Origin of the sequence: Pontibacter harenae (assembly GCF_020907245.1) — a bacterium.
GTDB lineage: Bacteria > Bacteroidota > Bacteroidia > Cytophagales > Hymenobacteraceae > Pontibacter > Pontibacter harenae.
Genome location: NZ_JAJJWH010000010.1, coordinates 1 through 18,685 on the forward strand (window position 1 = coordinate 1; position 18,685 = coordinate 18,685).

Here is an 18,685-nt window from a genome sequence, read left to right on the forward strand (position 1 = left end):
GGGGTGTTCGCGTTTTATACCCAGCGGAAACGTAGCGGCAGGGTAACCGAAAGCTGCGGTACAGTACTCCGATGATGAAGATTTGAAAAGCAGTTTAGAGCTAATACACGCTCTTGTAATATTCATCTAGAGAAATACAACTCTATGAGGTACGAGGAAGTGAAGAATAAAGTAGAACAATGAGCATAAACAATAAAGGGAGGTACTCAGTACCTCCCTTTATTGTTTATGGGCTTAGGTAGTAGTAATAAATTATCGTTTTATAAATTATCTCTATCCTGTAAGCCTATAACCTTATTTTTTAGGCTTTTCTACCAGCTATGGCTGTATAAAGCTCGTCTTGCTTTAAGTACTGATTTGCTAAAGCTCGTAGTTCTTCAGCGCTTGTGTTTCTAATTGTATGGAGGAAATTGCTGTAGTGATCGTGAGGCAAGTCGTAAAGCGTTATTCTCTTGTACCTGTCACACTGATCGAATATGGTGGCCATGTCGTTGATAAATTTGCCAATCATGTAGTTTTGCACAACCACTAGCTCATCTTCGGGTATCAATTCTGTTTGTAACAAGTTGATCTCTTTGTGAATTTCAGTTAACGTGTTTTCTGTTACTGCATAGTTCACATCAGTGCCGATATAGAAAAGTGTAGAATGTACTCTTGGCGAAATGGCCGAATAAATACCATACGTATAACCTTTGTCTTCTCGTATATTGCGCATTAGCCTGGAGCCAAAGTACCCACCCAGAACTTCATTCAATAGCACTAGCTTATGGTAATCTTCGTGCTGAATAAGCGGCAATTCTCTTCCTACTTTGATAGAAGATTGCAAGCTATCCTTAACTTCTCTAAAGGCTTCCTTTTCTCCTTTTTCCGCGTCGTTGATGAATGTCTTACTTTCCTCTACAGACTTGCCTGCTATTGCTAACGTCTCAAGGCTATTTACAAGCCTTCTCTGGCTATCTTCATCTAAACTTCCACATGCAAAAACTTCTAAACCTTCAGTGCTAAACTGCTTCTGATAAAAAGCCTTTACATCCTCTAACGTGATACTATCGATTACCTGCTGCTCGAACCCGAACTGATAAGGATGATCTGAACCGTAAATAAGTTTTGTAAAGCTTTGTGTTGAAAGGTAACTGTTCTTTTGACGCTGTACTTTTATATTCTGAGATGTTCGCTGCTTTAGCAGATTAAACTCTTCTTCAGGGAACACTGGGTTCTGCAGAATATCCACTATAAGTGGTAGCAGATCATCCAAGTATTTAGAAAGGCAGTAGAGCGTGTATTCTGTGCGGTCGTACTGGTGATTACTATCAAAAGAGGCGCCATAATATGCTACCGTATCAGCAATTTGCTTAGCAGTATAATTTTGTGAGCCTTCTAGGAGCATTTTTGTGGCTAAATCTGATACACCATGCTTGGTGTCGTACCACTTCCCCGCTTTAAAAACAAAATCCAGCCTGATTACAGGCTGGGTTTCGTTTTTGATAATATGCAATCGCGATCCGTTGGATAAGTTTGTTACTTCTGCAAACTGGAGTGCTACTGCATCTACTTCGTATATTTCAGGTGCTTTACTTCTATCAAGCATTCTTATATTTTAAATTAAAAATCTAATCAATGTTCAGTGCTAAACTAAAACGTAGTGTCTGTGCTAATGGGTTGCTCTGTTCGTTTGGAACAAGGTAAGCTACATCTACACCAAACTTCTGGTAGCGTAGGCCTATACCAAAAGAAAGATATTGGCGGCCGCCTTTGTTTGGATTCTCATAAAAGTATCCTGCGCGGGCAGCAAACAAACTATTGTACCAATACTCTAAACCAGTAGAGAGGCTAACTTCCTGCATCTCTTCACTAAAGCCATCCTCTGCATCGCCGAACGAGGAGAATATACCACTGATAACAGATTGATTGGAATTGGCTCCAGGTGAAGGTACAAGCAATTTGTTGCCGTCTAGTACAAACGTTAAGGAGTTATAGGCATCTAAATTATAAGTAACGGCTGTACCGACCTTCAAGTTGGTAGGTAAGAAGCTTCTAGCATCTGCAGAGTCTGTATAAGCAATTTTACCACCTATATTCGATATGTTCGCACCGAAGGCAAGGGTAAGCGCTTGGTTCAATTTTCTGTTATAGTAAACACCTACATCTACTGCAGCCGTGTTTCCTGGCTGAGATTCCAGGTTAGACCCACTGATATTAACATTACCCGCTAAGTTAGAGTGTATAAAGCGAGCACCTATGCCCAAGCTAAAGTATTCGCTCAATGCCTGACCGTAGGCTACAGATATAGCGTACTCTTTCGGGTTATAATCTCTGATTTGGTTGCGGTTTTCATCTACAAACTGAATATCTCCCAAATCAAAATACATTAGAGAGGCTGATATGGCTGATGTTTCGCTAAGCTTCTTATATCCTGAAAGATAATTTAGAGACATATCGTCTACTACATTGCGAAGCCATGGAGAATAGGAGAAGCCTACACTCATGTCGTTTTCAACAAAGCCCAGTTTAGCTGGATTCCAGAACGTTGTATTCGCATCTGGAGATAGAGCCACACCCGCATCGCCAAGTGCTGCAGAACGTGCATCAGGGGCAATTGTAAGAACAGGAACAGCTGTTGTTACAGCTCTAACGTCCTGACCAATTGTATTCTGAGCAAATGCTTGAGGCGCCGAATATAAGGCAAGTGCGGAAAGGGCTGCCTTTAATAGTACACTTTTTTTATACATATTTTAGGTATTGAAAGCTAAACCAAATATAGAGATAATAAGGGAGTAAGTTAATTCAAAATTACAAGTTTCTCAAATTTAGATGTTTTTGAGCCATCTTGTTTAGAGCGCACATTTAGTTTATAAATATAAACGCCTCTTGCCAGCACATCATTATATTCGTCACGACCGTCCCAACTTAACTCTGCTATATGTGCTTTACTTGCATAGCTTGTTGTTTCTAGTGTCTTAATCAGTTTGCCTGAAATGGTGTAAATCTGAATCTGAACTTCTATATCCTCGCCCGCACGGTTATGGTCAAAATGGAATCGTGTGTTTGTCGAGAACGGATTTGGGTGATTCAGTACGTGATATAACGAAAAGTTATTATCATTTGATACAATAAACTCTATATATTCTTCTGCCGAATTGTTATGCGTATCCCAAGCCTTTACCTTTAGCGTATGCCTACCTGCCGCTAAGCCTTTAAGAGGATAGCTGATAGTGCCTGATTGGTAACTGTCTTTGTCGGAAGTATAGTAATCATTTAAGGTGACAAGGTTATCGGTTTTACCATCAAGCACAGCCGTTATTTCGTGGCCTATGCCCAAGCCTGCCGTATTAATGCCGCTTTCATCATTCAATTTTACTAACAACATGACATCTGCATTGGTAGCGCCTCCAAAGACAAAAGACTCATCGTTCATGTACAGCTTTATAGTGGGCGGAACATTATCAGTTGCGGCAGTTTTGGCTGTACCGCCTATAACTATAGAAGTGTTAGAACCTAAGGCATCCTGCTTGTCGCTTGTGGCATATAGGCTGATTTTACCTGTTCCGTAAGTATAGTTTATGTCTTTGGGTACAACAAAAGAAGATTGAAACACGCCGTTGGCAACGCTTGCCTGGCCATCGTAAATAACAAGGTCGCGTTGCTTTACAGGCACAGGCTGAGAGGCTTCATCGGCATAAGTAGTACGGGTTTGCTCTTTCTCATACACCGTAACCCTGATGTTGCCGTTAAAATTGCTGAGCATAGTGCCAGAGCTTTGCTGTACCTGGCCAGCTATAGTTATTTTGCCAAGTGCGCTTAGTGTATCGGTTGTAGCTGCCCTGCCGTTGATGTGAGTAATTATTGCTTCTGCGTCGGGATAAGCTAACTGCATAGAAGGGTCGCTCAGAAGGGTAAAATTACGGTTGTTGACGCCCCTGGAGCCGCTTACATTGTCTGTAATGCTGTTGTTTTTTGTAAGGAGCACCAAATCGCCTAGGCAGGGCATGCGCCCATTGGTAGGTGTAAAAACACTCTTGAAGAAGTTGCGGTTAAGCGCTCTGTTTCCGTTAGAGTATACAGGTCTGGTAGTAGTTATAAGTCCTACTGCGCCACCTTGTGGTTGTAACAGAGCCAATTCTGCTCCAGATGATCGGGCAGGATCATCATAGCGGCCAAACTCGCAGGTAGCTGTAAGCATAAACGTAAGCTTTTGGCTGTTGCGCCATGCACTTATTTGTGCGGGTGTTAAAAGCTGCTCTTTTGCCCAACTTATTTCGTTGCCGTGGCCTGTATAGTTCAGTATCAGCGAGCCCTGTTCAACAGCTTTATCTACGGCGGCAGTAGCCTCTGGCGATCTTTGACCGCTGGCAACACCTGTTTGTGGGTATAAATCTAAGTAAACCTTGTTTGCATAATAATCTGGATGCTCCTGCTGCATATAATTGGCTAAGAACTCTGCATCGTTCTGGTGCTCGTAATTATCGCCATCGTCGGCAACAAGAGATATCTGGCTTCGCCATTTGCCAAAATGCTCAGGACTTTCATAAGCGATAATCTTATTAACCATAGTGGCTGCCTCAGTAGCTGTTTTAGCAGGCAAACGCCCAATACCAATATCCAGCAAGTGATCGCCTAGCGAAGTTTCCTCCCACTCGCCTTCATTTTCATCCAAAAAGCCATAGTAGTCTTCGGAGGAGTAGCTGGTAATGGGGTGCAAAGACTGCCGCGACTGGTACACAGGTACAAAGTTGGTGTTGTTGTAGATGCGGTTTTTGTAGTCGTAAGAGGTATCGCCGAAGAGGAGCAGGTAAAGTGGTTCTCCTGATGGCTTCGTGCTACGGCTGTAAAGCATACGCATAAAATCGCGAATAGCGGTTACATCCTGCGCGCCAGAAGAAAACTCGTTGTATATCTGGCTTGGCGTTACAACCAGCACATTCATTTTTTGCTGTTGCCTGCGGTGCTGTGCTAGCCTGTTTGCCTCTTGCAGAAACTGTGGGTGTGCCACAATCACAAAATCCAATGTTCCATCCAGGTTTTCGCTGTGCAGACTTTGGTTGGCAACTTTTCCTAACGCTATGGGTTTTAAGCTGCTGCTCTGGTTAAAGGCTACAAACTCACGTAATATGCTGGTTGGGGCGCTGAAGCTGATGTCTGTAGTGCCTGTTGTTTCTTGCTTTAGCGGCTGCTGCGAATTAGTTACATCCCAGACAGAGGTAGCATTTGTAGTACCTGAAATCCTAAAAGTGCTAATAGGGGCTGCTAAGCTGGCTAACGACCTGAAGCTGCTTTGGTCGCCGTATAGCTTGAGTTGCCGTTTAGTGTTCAGTACCAGGGAGTTTAAATAACCCAACGAAGTGCTGCTACCGCCTGTGTTAAATTCTATGGTAGTTTTCAGAACAGCCCCTGTTCCTAGCTGTTGCTGATTTATACTGTAAGTGTTAACTCTATCCACACCTTCTGGGTGATAATCGAAAGTGCCGCGGTTAGGAATGGTTATAGAGCCTAGCTGCTGCCCATTGAGCTTTAGCGAAAATGAACAGTTGGTGGCAGAGTTAGCCATGAGGGCCGCTGTCAGTTTAACTGCTGAACCTGGTATGAGGTCAGAAGCTTGAAAAGAAACTTCACGGGAGGTGGTAAAAGAACTGAATTCTTCTCCGTACCACTCGCGGCCAGAGAATACCATGTTCTTTATATCCTTTTCGCAAAACTGCCTGTCGTTAAACGATGTTATGGTTTGTGTGGCTCCAACTGTCTGTCCTCTGCTAGTAATGCGCTTGCCTGCCTCAAAATCAACTCTCAGAAAATAAAAGGCAGAGTCGGAGTAGATGTTGTAGTTATGCTTAAACAGTTGCTGGTTTTGGTCAAATTGCCAAGTATGTGGGCCTTGTGCGTAAAAGAGTACATAATCGCTGTCATCAAACCTTCCGTCAGATTCACCCACTACTTCTATGGCATTTTCTATCAGATCGTCGGGACGGAGAGCTGCATTACTCTGTGGCAGCATACCGCCACCGTTTCCGTAAATCTGAATCTTCCGTGGGTCTAGTTGCTGTGGGTTTATGCCTAAAGCCTGAAGTACAGTTTTATCAATTTTATAGATTCCAGAATTAGTAACGGCAAGTTTGTACCAGTTACCTGTGCTCAGTACAGATGCTGTCGTGAAACTACCTTGGGTGCTTGCCAAGCGTGCCTGAGAAGCGGTAGCGGCCGTAGTGTAAGTGTAGCTAAAGCTGGTAAGCTTCTCTAACTGCCCCGTTTGTGGGTTGCGCCTTACAGGAAGTATACTAATAATGCTAACTGCTTCTTTATGCTGAACAGCACGATTAATATGTACAGCAGGTTCTGCACCTATGGCAGCGATTGTAAAGGCTTTCTGTTCGTCGGGGGTAAAGGCTGTATAAGTGGTTTCTTTCAAAAAGAGATTGCTGATGTGTAAACCATGCAACTGCAGTTTGTAGTAAGGTAGCCGTTCAATATAATCTATACTTGCGCCTTGGAAGGCAGGAAGTTTGTCTGATAGGCCAGGAGAAGGGAAAACAGCAACTTGTTCATTCCAGACCAGTTTTATAGTTGGCTGTGCATCCTGCGCCAGTAACTGAAAAGGAGCTAGCGTTAGCAACAGGAGGCACAAAAAGAGCAGTTTGGTAAGCCGCATAAAACTGGTAAAGTATGGGTAATAGAGGCGTAACTACCACAATGAGGAGCTATGATGCCATTATACTTAACAAAAATAAGCACAATTTATTACTAAGTAGGCTATTGTTGCCTCAATTAGTATCTGCCAGCCTCCATACCAAACGTTAACAAGATATTATAAGCTTTATCTACTTTTTCTTTGCTGATGCCTCTATTCTTTACTTAAAATTGCCACAGTATTGTGTCCGCTTAGGAGGGAAAGTTTAAGAATGTGAGGTGCTTTTATTAAGAACAGATAAAAGTATGTACAGCACTATAACAAGAGGTATGGCTGTAAATTTCAGAAGGGCCAGTAAGATGATTGACAATCCCAGAAAAATAAAGCGGATGGAATTATCTTTCCAAGCCAGGTTTTTGAACTTAAGGGCGAACAACGGAAGCTCCGCCACCAGCAGGTAAGAGAGCACCACTGTCAGGAAAATGAGCACGTACGGGTTTATTAGCACCTCAAACGCCAGCAAAGAATCGTGTTCCATAATAAGTGGCAGCGACGCCACAAAAATACTACAGGCTGGTGTGGGCAAGCCAATAAAAGAGCTTGTCTGGCGGGTGTCTATGTTAAACTTGGCAAGGCGAAGCGCAGAAAAAATGGTAATCAAGAATCCGAAGAAAGGTACATAACTTTCTGAAATGCCAGCGATAGAAGCGCCTGCTCCAAAGAGCAACCCAAACATAATGGTACCAGGCACCACCCCAAAAGAAACTACGTCTGCGAGAGAGTCTAGCTGCTTTCCAATTTCAGAGTAAGCTTTCAGCACACGCGCTACCATCCCGTCTAGAAAATCAAAAACGGCGGCAACTCCAACTAAGTAGGCCGATGTAATTAGTTCTCCTTCGAAAGCGAAAAATAAAGCAATGCAGCCTGTAAACAGGTTTAAACAGGTGATAGCGTTCGGAATATGTTTTTTCATGTAGAGGAGGTGCGGTAACTAACGCAGAAAAGGATTGTTTTTCTTCTCGTGGCCGATGGTGGTCTCAGGCCCGTGCCCTGGGTAAACAACTACTTCATCGGGTAGCGTAAAAAGCTTATTTTTTATACTTTGAATGAGCGTGTCAAAATCGCCACCAGGCAAATCGGTGCGACCTATACTTTGCCTGAACAGCACATCGCCACCAATGCATACTTTTTGTGCTGTGTTGTAAAACACCACATGCCCAGGCGCATGACCAGGTGTGAAGTATACTTCTAGTTCAATGTTACCGAATTTTACCGTATCACCTTCTTTTAGGAAAGTAGCTGGTAGCACTTCGTTGTACTTCGGAAAACCATAAGAAGGAGCGTAGGCAGGTACGGCGCGTAAGGTTTGCAGGTCTTCTTCGTGAATCTCTAGCGGTACACCGTAGGTATCGGCTACAAACTGGTTGCCCAGCACATGATCAATGTGGCAGTGTGTGTTTAAAAGACGCACCACTTTCAGGCCTTGCTTTTCTATATAAGCTTTCAGCTGATCTTTTTCCTCTTGCTCGTAGCAGCCTGGGTCCACTACTACACACTCTTTGGTTTCGTCGTGCAGTAAATAAGTATTCTCTGAAAAAGGATTAAACGTAAGGCAGGTAACCTCCATATCAACAGTTTTTGTGCGACAGTAATGCCTGTAAAATAAGCTCCAAGTTACGAATTTAAGGTGTACAAGTCGTAACTTGCCTCTATGAATTACGATTTTATTGTGGTGGGTCATGGCTTGGCTGGCTCTACCCTAGCTTATACGTTGCAGAAGCGCGGCCACCAAGTGCTGGTAATAGATGAGCCGAAGCCGAACTCAGCCTCCAATGTGGCGGCAGGTCTGGTAAACCCTGTGGCAGGTAAACGCTTTGCGAAATCGTGGATGGCCGACACGTTTATACCTTTTGCCGATAAGTTTTACGACGAGTTGGAGGAGCGTTTTAAGCAACCGCTGTTTTTTCATAAACCGATTTATAAGATCTTCTCTACGATTGAGGAACAGAATACTTGGATGGCCAAAAGTGCTGAAGATAGCTGGAGCGAATATATTAAGGCCACTTACACACAATCTACAGGCGAAGGTGCCGTGCAGGACCCGTACGGTGGCATTGTGATTAGCAAAGGCGGCTACCTTTTGGTGTCTGATACCTTGAGGTTGCTGGCCCAGGAGTTGCTGCAAACAGGAAACATGCTGCCCGAGCGCTTTGAGATGGAAGCTTTGCAGCTGACGGAGCAGGGGGTAAGCTATAAAGGTATAACAGCAAATCACCTGGTGTTTTGCGAAGGATATCAGCTGGTGCAAAACCCTTACTTTAAATGGCTGCCGCTTCAGCCTACAAAAGGCGAGGTTTTAGAGGTTGAAAATGAGATTTTTAACGCAAGTTGTATCTACAATAAAGCAGTTTACGTTGTTCCTGTAGTTGAAGGTAAATACAAAATAGGAGCAACCTATAACTGGCGCGAAGCCGATGAAGAGACAACCCCTTCGGGAAAGGCTGAATTATCAGAAAAGTTCGAGCGGATAACGGCAGCACCATACAAGGTAACAGGACATTGGGCAGGCATCAGGCCAGCCGTACGCGACCGACATCCGCTGCTGGGTGTGCACCCAGCGCATAAGCAACTAAGTGTTTTTAACGGTTTGGGTTCCAAGGGAGTAGTTATGGCACCGTATCTGGCAGAAAGATTGGCAACAGCTCTGGAGGGAGAAGGAGAATTGCTGCCAGATGTACATATTTCAAGATATTTATCGTTATATTACGAATACATAAAACAACAAAGTCAACAACTATAAGTACATGCGTCTTATCTTTAGATTACTGTTGCTGTTCGGACTTTTCACCACGATGACTGTTGCTGTGCAGGCACAGCCGGGGCGTGAGCAGTTTGGCAAGAGCCGCATCCAGTATAAAACTTTCGAATGGAAGCTTTACAGCACCCAAAACTTTAACATTTACTTCTACAAAGGGGGCGATGATGCTGCCAAGAATGCCGCAGAATATGTAGAGCGGGAGCTGAAGCGAATCACCAGCCTGATAGGGTATTACCCATATTCTAAAATAACACTTATACTTTATAATTCTGCCACAGATTTAAAGCAGAGTAATATAGGGGTAGAGCGAGATCAGTTTCAGACTGGTGGTGAAACGCTGTTTCTGAAAAATAAAGTAGAACTGGCTTTTGAAGGCACGCAAACGGATTTTAAACGCAACCTAAGCTACAGGATTACAGAATTGCTGCTTAACGACATGATGTATGGCGGCAGCTTGAAAGAAGCATTACAAAGCAGCTACTTGCTTCGTTTGCCCGATTGGTTTGTGAGTGGCGTGGCCGCTTACACTGCCGAAGGGTGGAGCCTGGAGATGGATAACTTTGTGCGCGACATGCTGGACGAGAACCCAGGAGGTCGTGCAGACGCTTTCTTCAACAGAAATCAGGAGCTTACAGGGCAGTCTATCTGGAACTATGTGGCAGAGCGCTACGGCTACACGGCTATTCAAAACATCCTGAACCTGACGCGCATCACCCGTGATGTTGAAATCGGCATCACGAGCAGCCTGAATATTCCTTATAAGCGTTTTCTGCAGGATTGGCAAAACTATTATGTGCAGATAAATACCAGAGCCGACAACCCGCTGGTGTCTTTGCCTGATGATGGGAAGCTGTTTAACAGAAACAAACGCCGCCTGCATTATACTGAACCAGTGCTAAACCCCGCTGGCACCTTACTGGCTTATGTAGAGAACGATTGGGGCAGTTACAAGATTATTGTGCAGGAGGTGGGCAGGAAGCGCAGCAGAGTTGTCTGGAAGAGCGGCTACAAAACGCTTGACCAGGAAACTGACTATAATCTGCCTGTGCTGGCCTGGAAAAACAATACGCAACTGGGGTTTGTGGAAGCACGCCGCGGTCGCATGACGCTGCGGCAAGTAAAAGCTACGAACGGAAGATCTATTCTGCCACTGATTGATAACCTAACAACACCAGCTGTTACCCTAAACCAATTCTCGCAAGTGCAGGATATGAGCTATTCAGAAGATGGGCAGCGCCTGGTAGTTAGTGCCATCAGAAACGGACAGTCTGACCTGTATCTACTAAGCAGCAATGGCCGTGTGCTAGATCAGCTTACCAACGATATATTTGATGATATTCAGCCAGTTTTTGTGAAAGGCAGCGATGCAATTGCCTTTAGCTCTAACCGTTGGGTGGATACCACAGGCACACCGCCAGCACCTACTTTTACAGGAGTAGTTAACAATTACGACATCTTTTTGGTAACAAAGGCTGGTGCCATTGCAGACTTTCAGCAGCTTACCACAAGTATAGCCAGTGAGCTAAGGCCGCGTGCTACAGACGATGGCAACCTCATATTTTTGAGTGAGGAAAGTGGCATTCGCAGCTTGCACAGCTATAACATAGCTACTGGCGAGCAAACGCCTCTTACTAACTTTATACAAGGCATACAGGCTTATGATTATAATAAGGCCAAAAACACATTGGCTTTAGTAGCTGGCGACCGTGCTGTTGATTTCGTGTACCTGCTTCCTCAGTTTACCCCAACAACGATAGCAAGTTTGCCTAAAACTTCCAGACAGATAATTCTTGAAACGCGTGCCCGTTCAGCTCAAAATGCTGCTTCTTCTACTTCGTCTAGCGCAAAGATTCTGGAAAGTATAGGAGCCAGGAGAAAAAGACAGGCTGAAAGAGCAGCAGGGGAAGTGAATATTGATAACTATGAGTTCAACTCTGAAAGACAGGAGCAAGATACAACGGTTACCATTGTTCGAAACCCTGCCAGAAGAACTGTGGCGGCGGCTCAAAACCAAGTAGTAGGCCCACTGAATTATGATGTAGGCTTTAGCGTAGATGAAATTATCACCTCTGTGTATGCCGATCCGCAATTAGGTTTTGGTATTGTAGCAGGTGTGAATATGAGCGACCTTTTCGAGAACCACCGCATAAAAGGCAATGCATTTCTTCGGACCGATTTGCAGACCAGCAGAATGTTTGCTGAATACATGAACCTGAAGAACCGCACCGATATTGGTGTGCAGTACTTTAGAGATGTGATTGTAGGGTCTGTTGCAGAGGTACCCAACTCTATTGTTCGCTTTAGTAAGCATGAATTTGCTCCTAAGCTAGTTTATCCGCTTAGCCACAGCACCAGCTTTAGAGCACAGCCTAGGTATGTAAACACACGCTTTACCTTCGTAAATGACTTCAATACACCAGACACACTTAATAACTTCTGGGGTGGTAATGCAGAGCTTGTGTTTGACAATACAATTGTGACTGGCATTAATATGCTGGAAGGAACACGTATGAAAGCGGGAATTCTTTCTCTAAAGGGCTTTAGCGACTCAAGAGGCGACTTCAATAAGTTTTATGTTGACATCAGGCGCTATCAAAAGCTGTTCAGCAAAGTAGTGCTGGCAGGTCGCATTAGCTATGGCTCCTTTTTCGGCAATTCACCAAAGAACTACCTAATCGGTGGCATGGATAATTGGCTTTTTGCAAGCGAAGATGAAGAGACAGATAGAAACGACGTAACAGTACGTGCTCCTGCTGACTTGTTTTACCTTGAATACATAACGCCGCTACGTGGGTTTAACTTTAACACGCGTACGGGCAGTAAGCATTTGCTGGCTAACCTGGAACTTCGTATCCCGCTTATTCAGTCGCTTTACAGCGGTGCTATTCCGTCTGGATTCTTCCGCAATCTGCAGCTAACAGCTTTTGCCGATGCAGGTTCTGCCTACACTGGTTCCAATCCTTTCTCAGGAAATAACTCTATCAACACCCGAGTGGTAGGTGGTAGAACGGGCCAAACGCAAAACAACCCATTCGAGATAACAGTTATCAATTACCGTAATCCATTCTTGTACGGTTACGGTTTTGGAGCTCGCACGACACTGTTTGGTGTGTATGGAAAGTTGGACGTAGCCTGGAGCCAAGATGATATGTCGACTCAGGGACCTAAGTTATATGTTACCTTGGGGTATGACTTCTAAAAGCATTAATGAGTAAAAGAGCAAAGCGCTTTGCCTTTGGCACCTTGCTGGTACTGGGCCTGCTGGCAGCCTGGATACACCTAGCGGATAAAAACTATGTGTATAAGGCCGCCTACTATAACTTTCCTGATATAGATGATAATCTCATTTTTCATCAGCGTAAAATAGAGGCTGGTACGAGTCCTGAGCCTTGGCCAATTAGTAGTAACTATAATAAGCTACAGTTTCCTGAATCTTTGGCGCAGTTGCACCAGGAGCTGGAGACTGTAGCTTTTTTGGTGATTAAAAATGATTCTATTGTGTATGAGCAGTATTGGGACGGCTATTCCGATGAATCGTTGAGCAATTCTTTTTCAATGGCCAAGAGTATTATAAGTGCTTTGGTAGGTGTGGCCATACAAGAAGGTAAAATCAAAAGCGTAGAGCAGCCCGTCGGGGATTTTCTGCCTGAATACAAAGAAGGCGCTAAAGCAAAAATTAAGTTGCGGCACCTGCTGTGGATGAGCTCTGGCCTTGATTGGGATGAGTCGTACAGTAACCCTTTTTCCGTAACAACAGAAGCTTATTACGGTGATAACCTAAAGCGTATAATAGATAGGCTCGAAGCAACAGAAGATCCTGGACAGGCATTTGAATACAAAAGCGGCGATACGCAATTGTTAAGCTTTGTGTTGGAGGCTGCAACAGGCAAAAGCGTAAGTGCTTATGCCGAGGAAAAGCTCTGGAAAAAGATAGGGTCTGTGCACAATGCCGAATGGAGCCTGGACCGCCCCGCTGGTAATGAAAAAGCCTATTGCTGCTTTTTCTCTAATGCCCGCGACTTTGCCCGCCTTGGCAGGCTGTACTTAAATAACGGCATCTGGAACAACGATACCATTGTGCCGCCAGCCTACGTAAAAGCCTCTCTTAAAGGAAGTATGATTCCGAAAGCCTCTAACGGTAAACCTACCGATTTTTACGGCTACCAATGGTGGCTACTTCCTGATTATAAAGGACAGGAGATTTTTTATGCGCGTGGTATATTGGGGCAATACATTGTAGCTATACCTGAAAAGAACATCATATTTGTTCGTCTTGGTGAAAAACGTGGAGAGCGAAAAGGCGAGCATCCAGGAGAGGTGCTGGCCATGATTGATGCGGTAAATGAGGTAGTAAAGTAAGTTATAGTACAAGCTAAACACCTATAAAAGGCAGCGGCTCCAGGTGTATACCTGGAGCCGCTGCCTTTTATAGGTGTTAGCTCTTAAGCAAGTTTATCTGTCATAACAGGATAACTTGGATCTTCTATGATATTTACATCGATAACCTGCTCAGCATTCTTGAGTAGAATACGGCAATCTTCGCTCAAGTGCCTTAAATGAAGTTTTTTGCCTGCCTGGTGGTAGCGCTCTGTCAGCTTATTTAAGGCTTCTATACCAGACATATCAGCTACTCTACTTTCCTTAAAATCCACTATTACTTCGTTTGGATCATTTAGCACATCGAACTTCTCATTGAAAGCTGTGACAGATCCGAAGAACAAAGGACCATAGATCTCATAGTGTTTTACGCCATTAGCATCGATGTGCTTCCTGGCTCTGATGCGCTTCGCGCTTTCCCATGCAAAAACTAAGGCAGAGATGATAACACCGATTAAAACAGCCAAGGCCAGGTTATGCAACCAAATAGTAATTACAGCAACTAGAATACCTACAAACACGTCCTGTTTTGGCATTTTGTTTATAATCCTGAAGCTGATCCACTCAAACGTTCCTACAGCTACCATCACCATTACACCCACTAAGGCTGCCATGGGTACCATCTCGATAACAGGAGCTCCTATCAGTATGATTACTAAAATTGTAAGTGCGGCAACAATACCTGCCAAACGCGCTCTGGCTCCAGCCGATAGATTAACTAAGGTCTGAGCGATCATGGAACAACCACCCATTCCGAAGAAAAAGCCGTTCAGGAGGTTAGCACTACCCTGTGCCACGCACTCTCTGTTTCCTTGCCCTCTTGTAGCTGTAATTTCATCAACTAAGTTCAAGGTTAAAAGGCTTTCTGTTAATCCTACGCCTGCCATAATTAGGGCATACGGAAATATTATTTGAAGCATTTCCAGGTTAAGAGGCACCTGGGGAATATGGAAAGGAGGAAGGCCACCACTTACAGAGGCAATGTCCTGCACAGTTTTAGTTTCTATTCCAAAACCAAGGACAATAGCAAATACAACTATAATAGCCACAAGTGAGGGAGGAACAGCCTTTGTAACTCTTGGCAGCAGTACAATAATAGCTACGGTTAGTAACACTAAACCAAGCATAATGTACAGAGGGCTTCCTGAAAGCCAGCTAACATCTCCGTTAGTTACAACTTTAAACTGCTCCAGCTGAGACATAAAAATAATTACAGCAAGGCCATTAACAAAACCATACATTACTGGCTGTGGCACAAGTCTGATAAACTTACCGAGCTTAAATATACCCACCAATATTTGTATGATACCTGCTAATGCCACGGCTGCAAAAACATACTCTAACCCATGAGATTGCATCAGGGCGATAAGTACTACCACGGTAGCACCCGCGCCTCCTGATATCATGCCTGGCCTGCCTCCTAAAACAGCAGTAACAAGCCCCATGATAAAAGCGGCATACAAACCTACCAATGGCGGAAAGCCTGCTAGTATGGCAAAGGAGAGAGACTCGGGAATCATGGTCATGGCAACCGTTAACCCAGCTAAAATTTCAACTTTATAATCGACTTTTTGGCTAAAATCGAATAGGCGTAAATATGGCTTCATTCTTAAATAAATATAGGAGAGGCTGTATAGGAAAGTTCTCCTTTACAGCACCTGAAAAGTGTTAAGTAAAATAATTGAATTAATAGCAGAACAGGCCAAGCAAGAAGAGCTAGGCCTAGAGGTAGGTCACGGTGGAGTAACGGCTATGAAAAGATTAGTTTTTTTCATGACAGGTGCAAAAATACTATTTTTTATTTGCTTTCTGTAGTAATAATGTAAATTACCTGTTTATGGTTTTGTGGTAAGGTTACGTTTTTAGTGGCTAAGATGTTGTGATATAAGTTGTTATGATTTGGTGTTTGCTCCTGTAACCAGCTTGGAATTAATGTAAGATACAAGGTGAGATATGTTGTTGCTGGCTATAATTATAAAATACCTTCATTTATATTAGCCTGTTCACGGTAAACCGCAAGTTGAGGATGTGACGTTATACAGGTTGCCAGGCTTCGTATGATGGATTGCTTCCCGTGCAGGAAGCGAATAGGAACAGAGACTTAGAGTTTCAAAAGCAGGAGGTTACTGTAGGAGAAAGTACGAAGCAACAGTACAAAATCAGGTTCTTTCGGATTGTGGTCTTTTGCCGCAGCTTTACTTATCCTGCTGCATAATAGTGGCATCAACATGGTTTTAATCGCAGCTGGCCCCCTGAAAAAACGACTACGCCAAGTTCTTGGTTAGAAATGAAAGCAAAGTATAAAATGACAGTATATTTCGGCAAAGCGTTTTAGCAGCTTTTGCGGCCATTTCAGTGCAAAATTGTAGAAATATGAGTACTTTGCCAAAGTATCATTATAGTATAAAATATGTTGCAATCCATGACAGGCTTTGGCAGTGCTCGCCTTGATGCCGAACAGTATTCTATTAGTGTAGAAATACGTTCATTGAATTCTAAAGGAATGGATTTAAATGTGCGGGTGCCCAGGTTTTTAACGGAGCGAGAGTACGAGATACGGAACTTAGTGACAAAAGCGCTGGTGCGTGGCAAGGTAAGCATCAGTATAGACTACACAAAGAATAAAGCACAGAAGGCAAAGAGTACAATCAACAAAGAACTCTTACAGGCTTATTACAATGAACTAAACGAGGCTGCAGACATGGTAGGCGCCTCTAAGAATGAGCTGTTTCGTTTGGCCTTGCACATGCCCGATGTAATGCAGCAGGACCAGGCGGATGATGATGACAGCGATGCTGACTGGGAAGCCGTGCAGCCACTGGTGCAGGAAGCTCTCCAAAATATTAATGCCTTTCGTGCAGATGAAGGCAAAGCTTTAGCCACAGAAATATTATCGTACATAGATCGCATCCGTATTTTGTTGGCTGAGATAGAGAAGCACGATCCTGTGAGAATGGAAAATATACGTAACCGCATAAAGTCGCACTTAACTGAGATCAATAATTCTGATTACTTCGATCAGAACCGCTTTGAACAGGAGATGATCTACTTTATGGAGAAACTAGATATTGCCGAAGAGAAAGTTCGCTTGGTAAACCACCTACACTACTTCACAGAAACGGTATACCTACCTGAGCCTACGGGCAAAAAGCTAGGCTTTATTTCTCAGGAAATTGGCCGTGAAATCAACACCATCGGTTCCAAAGCCAACGATGCCACCATTCAACATCATGTGGTAGAGATGAAAGAAGAACTGGAGAAGATAAAAGAGCAGATTAATAATATATTGTAAGCTGCTCCAACTGTTAAATTCGATGCCTGCTTTGCTTATAGCCATAGCAGGCATTTTTGTTTGTAGTTAAGTAAAAGGACACAAGTATCACGACACAAGACATACGACTTTTTGCTGAACATCAGCAATATCTTCCTTAATGGTAAATACAGCAGCTACGATTTTTATACTTACTTTTCTAGAGAAGAAATATTTGAAATTATGTAGTTACTGGTGCAAAGCTTCTGCAAAATCAAGTATAAGTTTATGTACTTCTGGGAACCGTGTAAGCGGCAGTTGTGCGGCAAAATCCTGTGGGTTGTGGTAAGCAGCGGTGCCTCCTAAGGTATAGAAGAAAAAAGCTGGTACGCCCATCTCTGAAAATGGATAATGATCGGAATTGGCAGCCTTGCCTCTTTGCCTGATCTGTGGCAGGTACTTTTGCTGCTGGTTTATACTTTGTAGTAGCTGAAACTGCTTTGGGTGTATACTTCCGTTAACTACCATCATGCCATCATCGCCAGTTCCCAACAAGTCCAGGTTCACTAAAAACTTAATCTGCTGAAGCGGGAACAACGGATGCTGCAGATAATGGAAAGAACCTAACAACCCAGCTTCTTCTGCCGCAAAAGCTATAAGCGCAATACTATACTTTGGCCTATTTTGTGGCTGGCTGTAGTGCTGTGCCAGTTCCAGTAGCATAGCAGTACCGCTGGCGTTATCGTTGGCACCAGGAAAATAAACATCTTTGCCCTGCCCGCCCAAGTGGTCGTAATGCGCTGAGAAAACCAGAAAAGAGTCAGGTTGCGTGGTGCCTTTTACAAAGCCAATTACGTTTTGGGTTTTGTAGTTAGGCTCAAAGTCTGTACTGATACTATATTTTATCTTTTTGGCTCCTTTGGGCCATGCTGATGCTTTTACCTCCAGTACAGGCACCTGTGGTTGACTGGTGGCTACGGTGGTTAAAAGTTCTTTGGGTTGTAATACAATATGAAGCCCTGCCTGCTGTAGCTGTTGCAAATGCGCAGCGGGTAAATTATTTAGCCTCTGGCGGTCTTGCTGGCGGTAAACAACAGCTTTCGATTTCAGGTTCTGAGCAAAAAACTTTTCGGCTGCTTTTGCATTACTGTATACAATTGAATCAAGGTATATAACCTTCAGGGTGCCTGTGCCTGATGCCGTCGCAGCGTTTGCTACAAAGTCTTTTCCCGCCATTAAGGCTTTGCCCTCTACCTGTAGCTGTGGTGTTTCTACCACGCGGTTCACAGGCAAAGTAAAATGCTGAAAGTAAGAGTTACCGAAGCTTTGCAGTCCCACCTCCTTAAACCTGTCCTGAATGTAATTGGCTGCTTTGGTGTCGCCTTCAAAAATGTAGCCACGCCCATGCATAGCAGGAGAGGTGAGGGTATCGATGGTTTGTCGTACCCGCTGCATATCCTGTGCTTTAGCATTCGGCAAAATCAGGTATAGCAGGAATAAGAAAAATAAAAGAGTTTGCTTCATCTTTTAAAGCTATGAAAAAAGAGAAGATTTAGGAGTTGAAGCCTTCCTTAGCTACTAGAAAAATAATGATGCGCCTAAGCAATAACAAACAAGCAAA

Annotated in this window: 11 protein-coding genes; 4 read left to right on the forward strand and 7 right to left on the reverse strand. The window is 43.8% G+C overall.

Annotated elements, in window-relative coordinates; genetic code table 11:
* Nucleotides 1-301: 301 nt before the first annotated feature.
* The 5 genes from LN893_RS07310 to LN893_RS07330 form a co-directional block, all read right to left on the reverse strand.
* Entirely contained in the window at nucleotides 302-1,588 is a 1,287-nt protein-coding gene (locus LN893_RS07310) for a M16 family metallopeptidase (RefSeq protein ID WP_229969150.1), read from the reverse strand.
* 22 nt (nucleotides 1,589-1,610) lie between these two features.
* Nucleotides 1,611-2,729: a type IX secretion system outer membrane channel protein PorV gene (gene porV, locus LN893_RS07315; RefSeq protein WP_229969151.1), complete on the reverse strand. Its 1,119-nt coding sequence runs from the start codon at nucleotides 2,727-2,729 to the stop codon at nucleotides 1,611-1,613.
* Nucleotides 2,730-2,779: 50 nt separating this feature from the next.
* Nucleotides 2,780-6,640, reverse strand: coding sequence for a type IX secretion system sortase PorU (gene porU / locus LN893_RS07320; protein ID WP_229969152.1), 3,861 nt, complete (start codon nucleotides 6,638-6,640; stop codon nucleotides 2,780-2,782).
* A gap of 244 nt (nucleotides 6,641-6,884) precedes the next feature.
* A complete protein-coding gene (gene pssA, locus LN893_RS07325) occupies nucleotides 6,885-7,592 on the reverse strand; it encodes a CDP-diacylglycerol--serine O-phosphatidyltransferase (protein WP_229969153.1) in 708 nt (235 codons plus the stop codon).
* Between the two features lie 18 nt (nucleotides 7,593-7,610).
* A complete protein-coding gene (locus LN893_RS07330; RefSeq protein WP_229969154.1) occupies nucleotides 7,611-8,246 on the reverse strand; it encodes an MBL fold metallo-hydrolase in 636 nt (211 codons plus the stop codon).
* Nucleotides 8,247-8,330: 84 nt separating this feature from the next.
* Between LN893_RS07330 and LN893_RS07335 the strand changes: the two genes are divergently transcribed.
* The 3 genes from LN893_RS07335 to LN893_RS07345 are packed head-to-tail and all read left to right on the forward strand — an operon-like array spanning nucleotide 8,331 to nucleotide 13,796.
* Nucleotides 8,331-9,419: an NAD(P)/FAD-dependent oxidoreductase gene (locus LN893_RS07335; RefSeq protein ID WP_229969155.1), complete on the forward strand. Its 1,089-nt coding sequence runs from the start codon at nucleotides 8,331-8,333 to the stop codon at nucleotides 9,417-9,419.
* Between the two features lie 4 nt (nucleotides 9,420-9,423).
* Nucleotides 9,424-12,636, forward strand: a complete 3,213-nt coding sequence (locus LN893_RS07340) for a hypothetical protein (RefSeq protein WP_229969156.1) — start codon at nucleotides 9,424-9,426, stop codon at nucleotides 12,634-12,636.
* Nucleotides 12,637-12,644: 8 nt separating this feature from the next.
* Complete coding sequence (locus LN893_RS07345; protein ID WP_229969157.1) at nucleotides 12,645-13,796, forward strand: serine hydrolase domain-containing protein; 1,152 nt, start codon at nucleotides 12,645-12,647, stop codon at nucleotides 13,794-13,796.
* Between the two features lie 83 nt (nucleotides 13,797-13,879).
* Here the strand turns inward: LN893_RS07345 and LN893_RS07350 are convergent, their stop codons facing one another.
* Nucleotides 13,880-15,421: a SulP family inorganic anion transporter gene (locus LN893_RS07350; protein WP_229969158.1), complete on the reverse strand. Its 1,542-nt coding sequence runs from the start codon at nucleotides 15,419-15,421 to the stop codon at nucleotides 13,880-13,882.
* Between the two features lie 803 nt (nucleotides 15,422-16,224).
* Here LN893_RS07350 and LN893_RS07355 point away from each other — a divergent pair.
* On the forward strand, nucleotides 16,225-17,106 hold the full coding sequence (locus LN893_RS07355) for a YicC/YloC family endoribonuclease (protein ID WP_229969159.1): 882 nt from the start codon (nucleotides 16,225-16,227) through the stop codon (nucleotides 17,104-17,106).
* A gap of 207 nt (nucleotides 17,107-17,313) precedes the next feature.
* On the opposite strand, the gene LN893_RS07360 is transcribed toward LN893_RS07355, so the two are convergent.
* Nucleotides 17,314-18,588, reverse strand: a complete 1,275-nt coding sequence (locus LN893_RS07360) for a M28 family metallopeptidase (RefSeq protein ID WP_229969160.1) — start codon at nucleotides 18,586-18,588, stop codon at nucleotides 17,314-17,316.
* Nucleotides 18,589-18,685: the final 97 nt, after the last annotated feature.

What these genes read in the sequence shown, in the direction of transcription:
- LN893_RS07360 (WP_229969160.1), bottom strand. Translation starts at nt 18,588, where the DNA reads ATGAAGCAAACTCTTTTATTTTTCTTATTCCTGCTATACCTGATTTTG.
- LN893_RS07350 (WP_229969158.1), bottom strand. Translation starts at nt 15,421, where the DNA reads ATGAAGCCATATTTACGCCTATTCGATTTTAGCCAAAAAGTCGATTAT.
- LN893_RS07310 (WP_229969150.1), bottom strand. Translation starts at nt 1,588, where the DNA reads ATGCTTGATAGAAGTAAAGCACCTGAAATATACGAAGTAGATGCAGTA.
- pssA (WP_229969153.1), bottom strand. Translation starts at nt 7,592, where the DNA reads ATGAAAAAACATATTCCGAACGCTATCACCTGTTTAAACCTGTTTACA.
- porV (WP_229969151.1), bottom strand. Translation starts at nt 2,729, where the DNA reads ATGTATAAAAAAAGTGTACTATTAAAGGCAGCCCTTTCCGCACTTGCC.
- LN893_RS07335 (WP_229969155.1), top strand. Translation starts at nt 8,331, where the DNA reads ATGAATTACGATTTTATTGTGGTGGGTCATGGCTTGGCTGGCTCTACC.
- LN893_RS07330 (WP_229969154.1), bottom strand. Translation starts at nt 8,246, where the DNA reads ATGGAGGTTACCTGCCTTACGTTTAATCCTTTTTCAGAGAATACTTAT.
- LN893_RS07340 (WP_229969156.1), top strand. Translation starts at nt 9,424, where the DNA reads ATGCGTCTTATCTTTAGATTACTGTTGCTGTTCGGACTTTTCACCACG.
- LN893_RS07345 (WP_229969157.1), top strand. Translation starts at nt 12,645, where the DNA reads ATGAGTAAAAGAGCAAAGCGCTTTGCCTTTGGCACCTTGCTGGTACTG.
- LN893_RS07355 (WP_229969159.1), top strand. Translation starts at nt 16,225, where the DNA reads ATGTTGCAATCCATGACAGGCTTTGGCAGTGCTCGCCTTGATGCCGAA.
- porU (WP_229969152.1), bottom strand. Translation starts at nt 6,640, where the DNA reads ATGCGGCTTACCAAACTGCTCTTTTTGTGCCTCCTGTTGCTAACGCTA.